The sequence below is a fragment of the Bifidobacterium sp. MSK.17.10 genome, assembly GCF_019129655.1.
GTDB classification, from domain to species: domain Bacteria; phylum Actinomycetota; class Actinomycetes; order Actinomycetales; family Bifidobacteriaceae; genus Bifidobacterium; species Bifidobacterium adolescentis.
On sequence record NZ_JAHOJD010000008.1, the window covers coordinates 1 to 13,511 of the forward strand.

The following is a 13,511-nucleotide window of genomic DNA, read 5'->3' on the forward strand; positions in this document are numbered from 1 at the left end:
AAATGTGTCACGATTCGAAATTTCGGCTGTTTTTTCGAATCGTGACACATTTTTCCTTCCCCAAAAACAATACGGGGGTATAAATCGGCGCATTTCCAAGGAAAATGCCTCAAAAAACATACCCCCGAACCGAAAGCGGTATGTCACGATCCAAAATTTTGGCCATTTTTTCGAATCGTGACACAAAAAACAAGCCTCCTATATCCTGTGCGCAACCAAACGTATCGGAATGACGCGCGACGAACACGATTATCAGCGGCTTTCAAGGATTCCAGCGCCGATCGCCACAAAAGAGGCACAACACCGAGGAGTCGCGATCATGCGGAAAGCGGGCGGCCTCACGCGCGCACCCAACGAAACCGCATCAGTCAAGCAGCCTAAGCTTGCGGGCTTTCTGATAACGCAGCACCACTTTGCGCCATGGCAAGGGCGTGGTCACCCCAATCGGCCGACCGACGATCGAAGACAACGCATGGGCGACGTTCATGGCGAACGCGGCGCGATGCAATTCGTCGGACAAATCCAGCTGCGTGACCGAAAACACAGTCCAACCAGCGGCCGCAAGACGCGACAGCTTGTTCTGATCGCGCCGATATTGCGCACGGTCAGTACGATGATGGTCACCCTGATAGTCCAGGCCAAAACGATGCTCGGCATCGACAAGATCCAACGTCACCGCAGCGCCATTCGCAAAATTCACGCCGGGGACCACACAGTTCGGTTGCATAATCGGCAGGCCATAACGCACAAGAGTCAGCCTCATTTCGGTCTCCTTGGGGGAATCGCTGCCTGACTGCACGAGCGCCAACGCATCCAGACACTTGCTCCGGTATGGGACGTTCTCAGTTTTAACAAACTCAATCAGCCCCTTGCGAGTGGCGAATCGATGGCGAATCAACGACTCCGCAACCATGACGATGTCCTGGATACCCCACCGGCCGGCAGCCAAAGACCACGCCGGAACGGACATAAGCACCGGAACTCCAGCAACCTCACGCACGTGTCGCGCGGACAAGCCCTTCCAGACATGCACGGTCACATCGGCCGACACCGATGTGCTTTTCTTCACACGGCCGCGACGAGCCGGCGATTGGGCGACCGTATGAAGTTTCGCCGGGGATTGCGGGAATTGGGAAGGCTGAGAAGCCGACTGCCGAAGACCTGGAATCTGATTCCGAGAAACAGCCTGGGAAGCCGGGAAATATTGAAAATCCGAATCCGGGAAATCCTGCCCTAAGCGGATAGAGTGCTCGGAATGGCCGAAAGCCGGACTTTCTCCACTCCATCCATAGTCCACGTCCGTCCCAGCGTAACCGCCTTGCGACGAACGCAGCGAAACAACGGAGCAATCACTATCTGCGGGCAGCTCGACGCCCCAAATCGCGAGCGCGGTCTCGTGACTTACGGGATGCCGCAACTCCACGGACTGGGCAATGCGGAGAATACGCCAGCTGGCTTCGGACAGGGTCGCCCGCTGGATCGGCTTGTATGCATCATCAGCATTCATGGCGTGCAATATAAACGATGGCAACGGTTTGATGTGCGTTTTTCCAAAGTTGTGGTCGGAGAACATGCGATTTGGGGCAGTTCAGCATGGCATGGCCGTAATTCCAACGATTTGGAGCGCAACAGCCTGTGGATAACCAATGGAGATGGTTCCAGCTACCACCGCAGCCTTTACAAGGGACGCGGCCTGGCACTTCCGGAAGTGCGGCAAACCGGTATTTCTTTTCGCTTGGGGAATCGGGGATGGATCAGCCTCAGCCCAGCCTTCAAGGCAATTCGGACCAATTCATCACGAACCAGCACAAACTAGTCTCAAGCGAGCCTTGAACCAGTTTTGGAGCGGAATCTTCCGCTATAAATGTGTCACGATTCGAAATTTCGGCTGTTTTTTCGAATCGTGACACATTTTTCCTTCCCCAAAAACAATACGGGGGTATAAATCGGCGTATTTCCAAGGAAAATGCCTCAAAAAACATACCCCCGAACCGAAAGCGATGTGTCACGATTCGAAATTTTGGCCATTTTTTCGAATCGTGACACAAAACAAGCGACACGGGCAGTACCGGAAGAGTAGGTCCAAGGCCTGCTCTGGAAAGGGCGGAGCTGGCGCACAGATAGCGTGGGCAGTGCCGGAAGAGCGGAATCAAGGCCTGCGATGGAAGCGAGGAGGGCACTCAGGGGAGGAAGGCATGCGGAAAGCGGGAAGCACTAGGCGGCGAGAAACCAAACACGCGACACTAGACACAGGCAGCTAGGCACAGCCAACGCGACACTAGGCACGGGTGGTGGCGCGGGCTATGACGCGGGATTGGGTGGTGATGAGCTCCGGTTCCAGCGTGCGGCTGCCGTCGATGCGGTTGATGATGCGGCTGACCGCGGTCGGCGCGATCCAGTCGAGGCAGGAATCCATGGTGGTCAGCGGCGGCTGGAAATATGCGGCTTCCTCGTTGTTGTCGAAGCCGATCACCTGCACCCGGTCGGGCACCGCGATGCCGTTCGCTGCCAAAGTGAACAGTGCGCCCAACGCAAGCTGGTCGTTGAACGCCACGATGCCATCGAAGGGGATGCCGGAGTCGACGATGCGCTGCGTCATGCGCGCGCCCGAGCCGATGGTCCAATCCTGGCCGACGTTGGGCACTAGCCGTGTGTCCAATTCGACGCCTTGGTCGGCACACGCTTCGAATATGCCTCGCATGCGCAGCTGCGCGTTGCCTTCCACGGCGTCGCGCAGCTCGAGGATATGCTCCGGATCGGTTCGCGAGCCGATCACCGCAAGATTCGTGGCACCGTGGTCGAACAGGTATTGCGCGGCGAGACGCGCCTCCTGGACGTCGTCCGGGGTGACATGGTCCGCCTTGCCATGCGTGGACCGCGCGCCCACGCAGACCAGCGGATAATCCACGTCCAGGTCCTCGGGATCGAGATCCTCGACTTCGGAGATGGACAGGATCATGCCGTCCGACACCGTGGCATTGAAGTTTCGCAACAGCGCGCGGGCACCCTGCGCGGATCCTTCCGCATACGTGGTGATGTACACGGAATAGCCGTAGATGCGGGCCGCGTCGATCACCCGGTTGGCCAGTTCGGCCAAATATGGCGCGGTCAGGCTCGGCACCGCGAGCGTGATGAAGCCGGTTTTGCCGCGATTGAGATTGCGGGCCGACACGTTGACGCGGTAGCCGAGCCTGTCGATGACGTCCTGCACTTTTTCGCGTGTGGCGTCGGCCATGCGGCCGGAATGGTTGATGACGTTCGACGCGGTTTTGAGGGAGACTCCGGCCTCTTGCGCCACTTCACGCAGTGTGACGCGTTTCCTGTCGGACTTGTCCGGCCTCGTATCGGCCATGTCTCCCCCTAACCGCATCCGTCATCGATATTCGGTTTCCGACTTTACCGCCTTACCACGAGCACGCCGTTGCGATGCACGGTGTATGAGCCGGGCTTCTTCCCCCGTTCCGTTTGGAACAGGATTACCGGTTCGCCTTCGATGCCCTGCAATTCGACCGTCTCCTTGCCGCGGGGCAGGTAGAAGTCGAAGGTGGCGTCGGCGGAGGCGCGCACGGTGTGCAGCACGTCGGCATTCTCCTGCGACGAGGCCGCGAGATATGCGCGGACCAGCTTCGTCAGATCGGCCACATCCAGGTCGCAGCCGACGAAATACGCTTCGCCGGAGCCGTACGGATTACGGGTGACCGCGGCCGTGCCGTCGAGCTCCCATTCGTCCGCTTCCTCGCCGGCGTACGTGGCAAGCACCTGCGCGTGTTCGCCGGTCACGTTCACGTCGTTCTGCCACAGGCGGGTCGTGGTGCCGTCCAGCGCGGCCGAATCGTCGGCGGACGACAGTCGGATCTCGCCCGGCTCGCCTTCGGCTTCGGCGCCGAGGATGTTGAATTCCTCGCCGCGGACGCCCAGCATCGAGCGCAACAGGCCATCGCCCGCGCCCGGGTATCCGCCGAGCCAAGTGTGGAAATGCTCGTCGATTAGTCCGGTCGCGTAGCCGACCACCACGCGGCCGCCGGCGGCCGCGAAGTCGGCCAACCGCTGCGTGTCGGCGGTGCTCAGGATCAGCACGGTCGGCAGCACGACGGTCTTGTACGAGCTCCAGTCGTAGGCGAGCGGCACGATGTCGGCGCGCGAGCCCGCGTCCAGGAACGCGCGGTACCAGTCACGCACGTCATGCCAGTGGTTGAGTTTCATGCTCGGCAGGGTCTGGGAGCGGGTGGCCCATTCCGATTCGGCGCTGAAGAGGATCGCCGTGTCGGAGTGCGCCAATTCGGTGCCCTGCACGCCGGCGTCGGCGAGCGTGTGCAACGACGCGCCCAGCTCGCACACCTGGCGGAACAGCTTCGTGTCCTCGCCGGCGTGCGGAACCATGGCCGAATGGAACGCTTCGGCACCGAACGCGGACGCGCGCCACTGGAAGAAGTTGATGGCGTCGGCGCCCATGGCCACATGGGCCAGGGAGTCACGCACGGTCTCGCCCTTGCGCTTGCGGGTGTTAAGCGGCTTCCACTGCACCGCCGAGGTGGAGTGTTCCATGACGTACCACGGCTTGCCGAGCGCGAGCGAATCCATGAGAGCGTCGGAGCAGGCCAGCTCGTCGAGGTGGGATTCGCCCTCGTGGAAGTAGTGGTCGTTGGATACGAAGTTCACTTCCTTGGCCCAGGCGGCGTAGTCCATGCAGCACTGGTCGGTGGAGACCATGAAGTTCGTGGTGAACGGCTTGTCGGGGCAGATTTCGGCGATCGCGTCGCGTTCGGCTTTGTAGAAGTCGAGGAGCATGTCGTTGCCGAACCGTTCGAAGTCGAGCTTCTGGCCGGGGTTGACCATCGAGTCGGCGCCCATGAACCGTGGGATGAGCACTTCGTCGAAGCCGTTCATCTCCTGGCCCCAGAAGGTGGTGCCCCACGCCTGATTGAGCGCGTCGATGGTGCCGTACTTGCGGCGGCACCATGCGCGGAAGGCCTCGAGCGCGTTGTCGGAGTAGTCCTCGCGGTTGTTCCACCCGTATTCGTTGCCCATGTGCCATGCGGTCACATACGGGTTGGTGCCGTACCGTTCGGCGAGCTTGCGGCACAGGGTCAGCGCGTATTCCTTGAACACCGGGCTGGTCGGGCTCCAGGATTGGCGCGAGCCGGCGTTGACCGGATGGCCGTACTTGTCACGCGGAAGGACCTCCGGGTGGCTTTCGTACAGCCACAGCGGCGCGGTCGCCGTCGCGGAGGCCAGGTCGACCACGATGCCGGCATTGCCGAGTTTGTCGATGATGCGGTCGAGCCAGCCGAAATCCCAACGATCCTCGGTGGGCTGGATGCGATCCCAGCTGAAGATGGCGAGGGCCACGGTGTTGACGCCGGCCTGCTTCATCAGGCGGATGTCGTCGTCCCAGATGTCCTCGGACCATTGGTCGGGATTGTAGTCGCCACCGAAGGCGATGCCGCGGCCATCCGCGGTCAGCAGTTCCGGCCATTCGAAGTTGCGTCGCGCACTCACGATTATCTCCTTTGGTAATTGGCATAAAGCCATGGTTTTTTGTATATTACATTCGTTATTCGCCCACCGGCATGTGGTACACCGGTGTAGCATACACGTCGGTGACGTCAGCGACGCACGCATCGGACTGCTCCAGGCGGGCCGCCATCGACGATGTTACCTTCACGCGGACCCCGCGCCTCAGCGGCGTGACGACCAGCGTCAGCTTTCCACCAGCGGCATCGATGGCATCCGCGTAATCGCGCAATCCGACCTGCCATGTCTCGCCGTTGCAGAAATTATCGGCGATCAGCACATCGCCGCAGAACAGCCAGCCGATATCGCCCTGGTATGCGATGTTCAGCATGACATCGGCGACCTGCCGTTGATCGCGGAAAAGCCGTCCCATGCCAGCCGGCAAAGCGATTTCGTACCGATCGGCGTGCAGTCTTCTCAGACGCGCATACACCGATACGGGCTCCACCGGCCGCGGAGAGCCGAGCAAGCCTTCCGGATATGCGGCGATCCCGTTTTCGGCGCGGGGCGATTCCAGCGTCCACCCATCGCCGTCCTCGTACAGCAACGCGTTGTCGTCGTCGACGAAGGCGAGGCCTCCGTCCAACACCGTCATCCGCCCGGCGAGCGCTCGTGTGACGCATACGATCTCCGCCGCGTCCCGGACCATGAAGCGTTCGAAATCCGCCTTGCCGACGGTGACGTCCTGGATGTCGCCTTCGAAATGGAACGTCAGCTCATCCATGCCATCGGGCTTGAGGAACACGAACGTGCGGAACGGTCGGCCCGGCACCCGCAGCACGGTGACCGGCTGCAGGTTGGCGCGGACGAGCCGCACGCCGTCCAGATCCATGTTGAACGGCAATATGCAGTTCTCCCCCTCGGCGAGGCCGATGCCGGTGAACCGTATGCGCTCACCGGTACCCGTCGTCACGTCGATTTGCTCACCGTGACGGCTCGGCACGCGCGCATGGTCCTGGAAGTTGTCGATGGACACGAAACCCCGTTCGCCATCGCTGCGCACGGCATACCGGAGGGTCTCGGAGTCGGACGGATCGATGCGGTCCTGCCCGTCCTGCAACGAGACCGGCATTCCGGCGAGTTCCGGCCCGAAGGCTTTGACGAACTCGTGCAGGATGCGCAGCCGCCGGTAGGATTCCCGCACCTGTCCGAATTCGCCAAGGGGCGCTTGGAAATCATAGGAGCGTTTCGGGGTCTGCCCCTCATTGAGGAATCCGGCCGCGCCCTTCGGGTTGGTTCCGCCATGGAACATGTAGTAGCCGAGGAAATCGCACCCCGAGCCGAGCTTGATGTTGGCCATCGCGTCGACGGAGCGCTTCGGCAGCACGAAACGGTAATCGTACGAATTGAACATCCCGCCGCCCATCTCGCAGCAGGCGTACGGGCGGCTGTCCGGATCGTACGGGGGATCGAAGCCATCGCTTGTGCTGGAGCCATGCAGCCTCCGGTATCGGTACTCGTCGGTGGCGGGATGCTCCGTCATCCCCTCGGCACCGACGCCGTCGTAGAACAGCCACGGCCGGTACGCGTATCCACCCCACAGCGGCAGCATGTCGTCCGGAACCGGTGACTGCCAGCCGGTGCAGGTGAACATCGGCGGGTCGATGCCTTCCTCGATCGCGATGTCGCGCAGCCGTTCCAGGTAGCCGGCCCCATCGTGGCCGGACGGCACCCATTCACGGCTGATGCCGGTGGTCATCTCCCAAGGAGCCGACGACGCCATGTACTCGTTGTCGACCTGGGCCGCGATGATCGGCCCGCCATCCTTGAAATACAGGCCGCGCAGCTGCTGCGCGATATGCGCGTAGAGACCGCGCACCGCATCGAGGAAGCCGGCGTCGAGGGAACGGACCTCATACGACTTGCCGTACAGCCAGTCGGGAAGTCCGCCGTTGCGCACCTCGCCATGGCAGAACGGTCCCAGCCGCACGATGACGTGCAGTCCGTGCCGGGCGCACAATTCCACGAATCGGTGCACGTTCCTGTTGCCGGAGAAATCCCACTCCCCCTCGCGCTCCTCATGGTGGTTCCAGAACACGTAGGTGGATACGACGTCGATGCCCGCCGCGGCCATCTTCGCGAGTTCCGTGTCCCACCGTTCGGCGGCGATCCGCGAATAGTGCATCTCGCCGGCGATGGGGATCCATGGCGATCCGTCACGGGTCAGGAAGCGGTTTGTGGCGCCCAGGGTCCCGCCATCCGGCCCGCATGCGGCTGCGGCGCGGATGACGGGGATCCCGTATGCGGGCGTCCGCGCGAACTTGCTGGCTTCCGAAAGATCAACCTCATAGCGCATAACGCTGCTCCTTGTCGAATTCCCGCAAGCAGGAGGACCGGTCAGCCCTTGACCGAACCGGCGACCAGGCCGGCCACGATCCAACGCTGGCAGAAGATGAAGAACACGAACACCGGGATGAGCGCGATGGTGGTGACCGTCATGAACAACGGCCAGTTCGTCGTGAAGGTGCTGATCGCGTTGAACACCTGCAGCACGATGGTCTGTTTGTTGGTCGACGAGATGTACACGCTCGGCGTCATGAAGTCGTTCCACGTGCCCATGGTCTGGAACACGATGACGGTGGTCAGGATCGGGCGGATCAGCGGCAGCACGATCGTCCAGAAGATGCGGAACGGACCGGCGCCGTCGATACGGGCGGCCTCGATGATCTCATACGGCAGGCCGCGCATGTACTGCACGATCAAGAAGTAGCAGAAGGTCGCGCCGCCCGTGTAAAGCACGATCAGGCCGAGCAGCGAATCGACGAGACCCACCTGTGCCTCCATGCGGTACTGCGGAATCAGCAGCGTCTGGCCGGGGATGATGAAGGACAGCATGAGCAGCACGCCGATCACGGCGGTGAACTTGCTCTTCTTCAGGATCATGCCGTATGCGGCGAGCGCGCCGAACAGCACCTGCAGGCCGACGCCGACCACCGTCACGATGATGGTGTTCTTGAAGGCGTTGACAATGGGCAGATGCCCGAATGCATACGTGTAGTTCTCGAAATTCCATGTCTTTGGTAACCCAATCGGGTCCATGGACATCTCGGCGCTGCTTTTGAACGTGTTGATGACGATGACGTACAGCGGCACCGCGCAGATCAGCGCGATAGCGATGACGACGACGGAACGGATGATCGAGCCGATACGCTCGCGTTGCTGCAGAGTCATGACAGCCTCTTTTCTACCAGATTGGTGATTACCTGCTGCAGGGCGACCAACAGCGCGCAGCAGATGAAGAAGATGACGCCCAGTGCGGAGCCCAGTCCGTACCGGCTCGAACCGATGCCCGTGAGGATGATGGACTGGGTCACGGTGTAGGTGGAGTAGCCCGGACCGCCGCTGGTGAGGCCATACGGCAGATCATAGACCTTCAAACCACCGGTAAGCAGCATGAAGATGCTCACACCCATGGCCGGAACCATCTGGGGCAGTGTGATGTTGAAGAACTGCTGGCGACGGTTTGCGCCATCGACGGCGGCCTGTTCGTAGATATCGGCGGGGATAGCCTGCAGATACGCCAGATACAGCGTGGCGTGCCAGCCGATCTGAGCCCATACCGCTACGAAAATCACACAGAATTTGGCAAGTTCGGAATTCGACAACCACGGAATCGCATCGATGCCGATCTTGGCGAGCAGCGTGTTGACGACGCCGGACTTCAGCGGGGAGAAGATGTACTGCCAGACCAAGCCGAGCACGGCCATGGACGGCACCGAGAAGAAGAAGAACAGGGAACGGGCGAAGTTACGGCCGAAGAACTTGCGGTTGAGCACCACAGCCAGCGGCAGGGCGATCACGGTGATGAGCACGGTGGTGGCCACCGTGTACAGCAGCGTGAAGCCGAGGCCCGCGAGCAGCGTCGGATCCTTGAAGCACTGCACGTAGTTCGCGAACCCCACGAACTTCGCGTCCGCGAAATTGTAACCGGAGTAATCGGTGAAGCTGAACACCAGGCTTTGCAGGAATGGGATGAGGATCACCACGATGAACACCACCATGATCGGCAGCAGGAAGCGTGCCGAGGCGAAGTTCTCCATGAAGTTGCGGTGACGACGCTGCTTGAGATGCAACGCCTCTACCTGATCAGCGGAATGTGGACGCGCCGCTGACGCTGTTGATACTGACATGTTGGTTGCTTTCTACAAAACGTGAGATTGGCAGGTCCAGGCGTGGCGCGGACGGAAGGGTCCGCGCCAGCCTGCCGCGATGGATGTCTGTTCGCGATGGATCAGGAGAGGGTCTTGAGCTTGGAATCGAGGTTCTCCGCGGCCTGCGTAGGGCTGATGGAGCCGAGGGCTACCTGCTGCAGCTGGGTGAAGGTCTCGGCGCGCAGCGCGGTGGTGCCCTTGCTCCAGTGGGCGGAATTCAGGTACACGTTGCCGGTCTTGATGTACAGGTCGTAGGCGTCCTTGAAGTGGTCGTCCACCGTGGCGTTGAAGCCCTTGACGGACGGGATCAGGCCCAGCTGCTTCTGGTACAGCTTGAGGCCCTCGTCGGAGGTCAGGAAGGTGAAGAACTTCTCCGCGGCCTTGAGCTTGTCTCCGGAGATCTTGTTGTTGATGCCGAAGGCCGGATCGATGGAGCCCGGCGCGTACGGGGTGTCACCCTTCTTCAGCATAGGGATCTGGCCGAAACCGTAGTTGAGGCCGGTCTCATTGAAGCTGTCGATGTCCCACGAGCCGGAAGGATAGACCGCAAGACGTCCGGCGGTGAATTCCGACTTGACCTGGTCGCCGCTCAGGCCGGACACGTCGGAGCTCATCAGGTTCTGCTTGATCAGCTTGTCCCATTCGCCGTAGTACTTGCCATACACGTTCTTGAACGTGTCCTTACCGGCGTCGATCTTGGCGTCGAGCGCCTCGCCCTGCTTGGCGGATTCAGCGCCGATCCAGCCCTCGACGGCGTTGCCCAGTCCATCCTTCGGCTCAAGGTATGGGGTGATTCCCGCGGCTTTGAGTTTGCCGCACATGGTCAGGAATTCATCCCACGTCGCCGGGATGGAGTCGTAACCGACCTTCTTCAGCAGATCCTTGTTGTACACCCAGGCATTGGTCCAGGTGCTCACGCCCATGGCGTATACTTTGCCATCCACGCTATAGGCCTTTTTTGCGGCATCGCCGATTTTATCCATGAAGCTTTCATTGCTCAGGTCCTTGGCGTAGTTGCCTTTGACCAGATCGCTCAACGCCTCCGGAGGAACGATGTAGACGTCGGCCAGGTTTCCGCCGGAGATTCGAGTCTGCAGCGTCTGCTGGTAGCCACTCTGGGAACCGGTGGTGGTGCTGTAGTCGATCTTGATGTCCGAATTGGCCTTTTCGAACGCGTCGATGATCGGCTGGTACTTGTCCTGCGAATTGTTCGAGAAGAACGACAGCGTGGTCTTGCCGTCGGCGGCGTTTCCTCCACCGCACGCGGCCAGCGGAACAAGCATCGCCGCAGCGGCCACCGCCGCAATCATCCTGATGGATTTCTTCTCCATGATGTATTCCTCCTTGTGTTCCATCATTGGCACCCGCTTTACGTACGTTCATTCGTCGAACCCACTCCAGCTGCGGTAGATACACGTCAATATGTCTTCAACTGACCATTCAGTTGATTCGGGATATTTCCTTCCCTTTTTGATATAACTGTGTACCTGTTGAAACAGTATAGGTTTTCCGGTGTACCATGTCAATTCAAACAAGGAAATTTGCATCCCATCGACCGCTACCCCCTACAAAACATCGGCGTGTCGTATACCGGCAGCACCGTCGACAGCGGACGACGACCCGCCCGCACCATCCGGAGGCGCGCAGCCCGAAAGCGTATTGCGGGTGGGCAGGACGCATGTGGACAAGTCGGTGTATTACGGGGGATTATTTTTCCGATGAATTCCCCAGTATTGGTTGGGATTGAAAAGATGCTGAAAGTCCACAGATAAAAAATCGGCGGCCCCAAGGAAATATCCTTGGAAGCCGCCGATATGCTTGCGTGCGTCGCGCTACGGGCTCAAGCGAGTACACAGCGTGCTACGCAGACCGTGAGCAACGCAGACCGCGCGCTACACAGAATCGCAAGCTACAAACTCAGGAACAGCTCGTGGATGCGGGTGTCGTCGGTGAGCTCGGGATGGAACGCCGTGGCGAGGATCTTGCCTTGGCGCAGGCCGACCACATTGCTATCCACCGATGTTTCGACGGTGGCGGCCGGTCCGACTTCGGCCACGAACGGCCCGCGGATGAACACCAGCGGGAAATCCTTGAGCACGATGTCGGCCAGGGCGTCTTGCGGAACATGCTCGCCCGGTGCGACCACGACGGTGGAATCGCCGGAAGAGGAGCCGAAATCGGCGGTGGCGGCGAACGAGCCAAGCTGGCGGCCGTATGCGTTGCGCCGCACGACGGCGTCAAGCGCGCCGAAGTAGACGTTGTCGTCGTTATCGAGCTTGCGGGCCAGCAGAATCATGCCGGCGCAGGTACCGAACACCGGTTTGCCGGCGGCGATGTGCGCTGCGATGGGTTCGAACAGGCCGGTCGATCGCAGCAGCTTGCCCTGCGTGGTGCTTTCGCCACCTGGCAGGATCACGCGATCGATCGAATCGTCGAAATCTTCGGCGGCACGCAACAGTTTCCACGGCGCGCCAAGACGATCCAGCATGGCCGCATGCTCGGCGAACGCGCCCTGCACCGCCAGAATGCCGGTCACGCCGTGCTTCGCGGATGCCGAGCCTGCGGCGACGTCGGCCGACTCTTCCTTTGAAATGTATTCAACTGCTACAACCAACGGATGCTCCTCATTCAGGTTGTTCAACAAATCGTTCGGTGAATCGCCGAACATCACAACAAAAAGCGGCAGGCACGTGCAGCACCGAAAATCACACGCACCCACCGAGTCCTTCAAAGTCGATCACACGACCGGCTTATGTAATCCTCGCGGAATTGCAAGCAATCAAGCAATCGACGAATCAACAGATCATTCGCCGCGCGCCGCCATGATGGTTTCGATCTCGTCCTCGTTGATGCCGACCATGGCCTCGCCGAGGTTCTCGGACAGGCGCGCGAGCAGATCGGCGTCCTGCCAGTTGGCGGTGGCCTGCACGATGGCGGCGGCGCGCTTGGCCGGGTCTCCCGACTTGAAGATGCCGGAACCGACGAACACGCCTTCCGCACCGAGTTCCATCATCAGGGCCGCGTCGGCCGGGGTGGCCACACCGCCGGCGGCGAAGTTGACGACCGGCAGACGGCCGTTGTCGTGCACATACTTGGCGAGGTCGTACGGCACGGCCAGCTGCTTGGCGGCCTCGTACACCTCGTCGTCGCGCAGGGAGACGAGCTCGCGGATCTGCTTGTTCATGGTGCGCATGTGACGCACAGCCTGGATGACATCGCCAGTGCCCGGCTCGCCCTTGGTACGAATCATGGACGCGCCCTCGGCGATGCGGCGCAGCGCCTCGCCGAGGTTCTTCGCGCCGCACACGAACGGCACGTCGAACTGGTTCTTGTCGATGTGGTACACGTCGTCGGCGGGGCTGAGCACTTCGGATTCGTCGATGTAGTCGATTTCGATGGCCTGCAGAATGCGGGCTTCGGCGATGTGGCCGATGCGCACCTTCGCCATGACCGGGATGGACACGGCCTCCTGGATGCCCTTGATCATGGCCGGGTCGCTCATGCGGGAGACGCCGCCGGCAGCGCGGATGTCGGCCGGGATGCGCTCGAGCGCCATCACCGCGCATGCGCCCGCGTCCTGCGCGATCTTCGCCTGCTCGGGGGTGGTGACGTCCATGATCACGCCACCCTTGAGCATCTGCGCCAGATTCTTGTTCAGTTCGTTCCTGTTGTTGGCCATCGCCAGCCTTTCGTCGAAGGATTTGCCTTTGACACAGATACTAACGATTTTCCATTTCGATTTCACGCGAACTGAATCTTATAACCTACCAAAAAGTCGGTTTTGCTAAATTTGCAACCTTATTTTCACGATTGTTTCATTTCCCTATGATTTCGATTCCGTCGACA

9 protein-coding genes are annotated in these 13,511 nt (G+C 60.6%); all 9 read right to left on the reverse strand.

Going from position 1 to position 13,511, the window contains the following annotated elements; genetic code table 11:
* Nucleotides 1–364 precede the first annotated feature (364 nt).
* The 9 genes from KSX58_RS07850 to pdxS all read right to left on the reverse strand — a co-directional run bounded on the left by KSX58_RS07850 (nt 365) and on the right by pdxS (nt 13,344).
* Complete coding sequence (locus KSX58_RS07850; RefSeq protein WP_254882494.1) at nt 365–1,507, reverse strand: hypothetical protein; 1,143 nt, start codon at nt 1,505–1,507, stop codon at nt 365–367.
* A gap of 771 nt (nt 1,508–2,278) precedes the next feature.
* Entirely contained in the window at nt 2,279–3,352 is a 1,074-nt protein-coding gene (locus tag KSX58_RS07855) for a LacI family DNA-binding transcriptional regulator (protein ID WP_217752063.1), read from the reverse strand.
* A 44-nt stretch (nt 3,353–3,396) separates the two neighbouring features.
* Nucleotides 3,397–5,499, reverse strand: a complete 2,103-nt coding sequence (locus tag KSX58_RS07860) for a beta-galactosidase (RefSeq protein WP_217752064.1) — start codon at nt 5,497–5,499, stop codon at nt 3,397–3,399.
* Nucleotides 5,500–5,554: 55 nt separating this feature from the next.
* Nucleotides 5,555–7,810: a beta-galactosidase gene (locus tag KSX58_RS07865; protein ID WP_217752065.1), complete on the reverse strand. Its 2,256-nt coding sequence runs from the start codon at nt 7,808–7,810 to the stop codon at nt 5,555–5,557.
* A gap of 41 nt (nt 7,811–7,851) precedes the next feature.
* Complete coding sequence (locus KSX58_RS07870; protein ID WP_003809794.1) at nt 7,852–8,685, reverse strand: carbohydrate ABC transporter permease; 834 nt, start codon at nt 8,683–8,685, stop codon at nt 7,852–7,854.
* Nucleotides 8,682–9,644, reverse strand: a complete 963-nt coding sequence (locus tag KSX58_RS07875; protein WP_172458536.1) for a carbohydrate ABC transporter permease — start codon at nt 9,642–9,644, stop codon at nt 8,682–8,684. Before KSX58_RS07875 ends, KSX58_RS07870 begins: the two co-directional genes overlap by 4 nt.
* A gap of 101 nt (nt 9,645–9,745) precedes the next feature.
* On the reverse strand, nt 9,746–11,023 hold the full coding sequence (locus tag KSX58_RS07880) for an ABC transporter substrate-binding protein (RefSeq protein WP_254882496.1): 1,278 nt from the start codon (nt 11,021–11,023) through the stop codon (nt 9,746–9,748).
* Between the two features lie 551 nt (nt 11,024–11,574).
* A complete protein-coding gene (gene pdxT / locus KSX58_RS07885; protein WP_217752066.1) occupies nt 11,575–12,279 on the reverse strand; it encodes a pyridoxal 5'-phosphate synthase glutaminase subunit PdxT in 705 nt (234 codons plus the stop codon).
* A gap of 189 nt (nt 12,280–12,468) precedes the next feature.
* Nucleotides 12,469–13,344 (reverse strand): pyridoxal 5'-phosphate synthase lyase subunit PdxS, encoded by an 876-nt coding sequence (gene pdxS / locus KSX58_RS07890; RefSeq protein ID WP_085393463.1) that lies wholly within the window; start codon nt 13,342–13,344, stop codon nt 12,469–12,471.
* Nucleotides 13,345–13,511 lie beyond the last annotated feature (167 nt).

Coding starts and splice junctions, on each gene's coding strand:
- KSX58_RS07855 (WP_217752063.1), bottom strand. CDS start 3,352: ATGGCCGATACGAGGCCGGACAAGTCCGACAGGAAACGCGTCACACTG.
- KSX58_RS07850 (WP_254882494.1), bottom strand. CDS start 1,507: ATGAATGCTGATGATGCATACAAGCCGATCCAGCGGGCGACCCTGTCC.
- KSX58_RS07865 (WP_217752065.1), bottom strand. CDS start 7,810: ATGCGCTATGAGGTTGATCTTTCGGAAGCCAGCAAGTTCGCGCGGACG.
- KSX58_RS07870 (WP_003809794.1), bottom strand. CDS start 8,685: ATGACTCTGCAGCAACGCGAGCGTATCGGCTCGATCATCCGTTCCGTC.
- KSX58_RS07875 (WP_172458536.1), bottom strand. CDS start 9,644: ATGTCAGTATCAACAGCGTCAGCGGCGCGTCCACATTCCGCTGATCAG.
- pdxS (WP_085393463.1), bottom strand. CDS start 13,344: ATGGCCAACAACAGGAACGAACTGAACAAGAATCTGGCGCAGATGCTC.
- KSX58_RS07880 (WP_254882496.1), bottom strand. CDS start 11,023: ATGATGGAACACAAGGAGGAATACATCATGGAGAAGAAATCCATCAGG.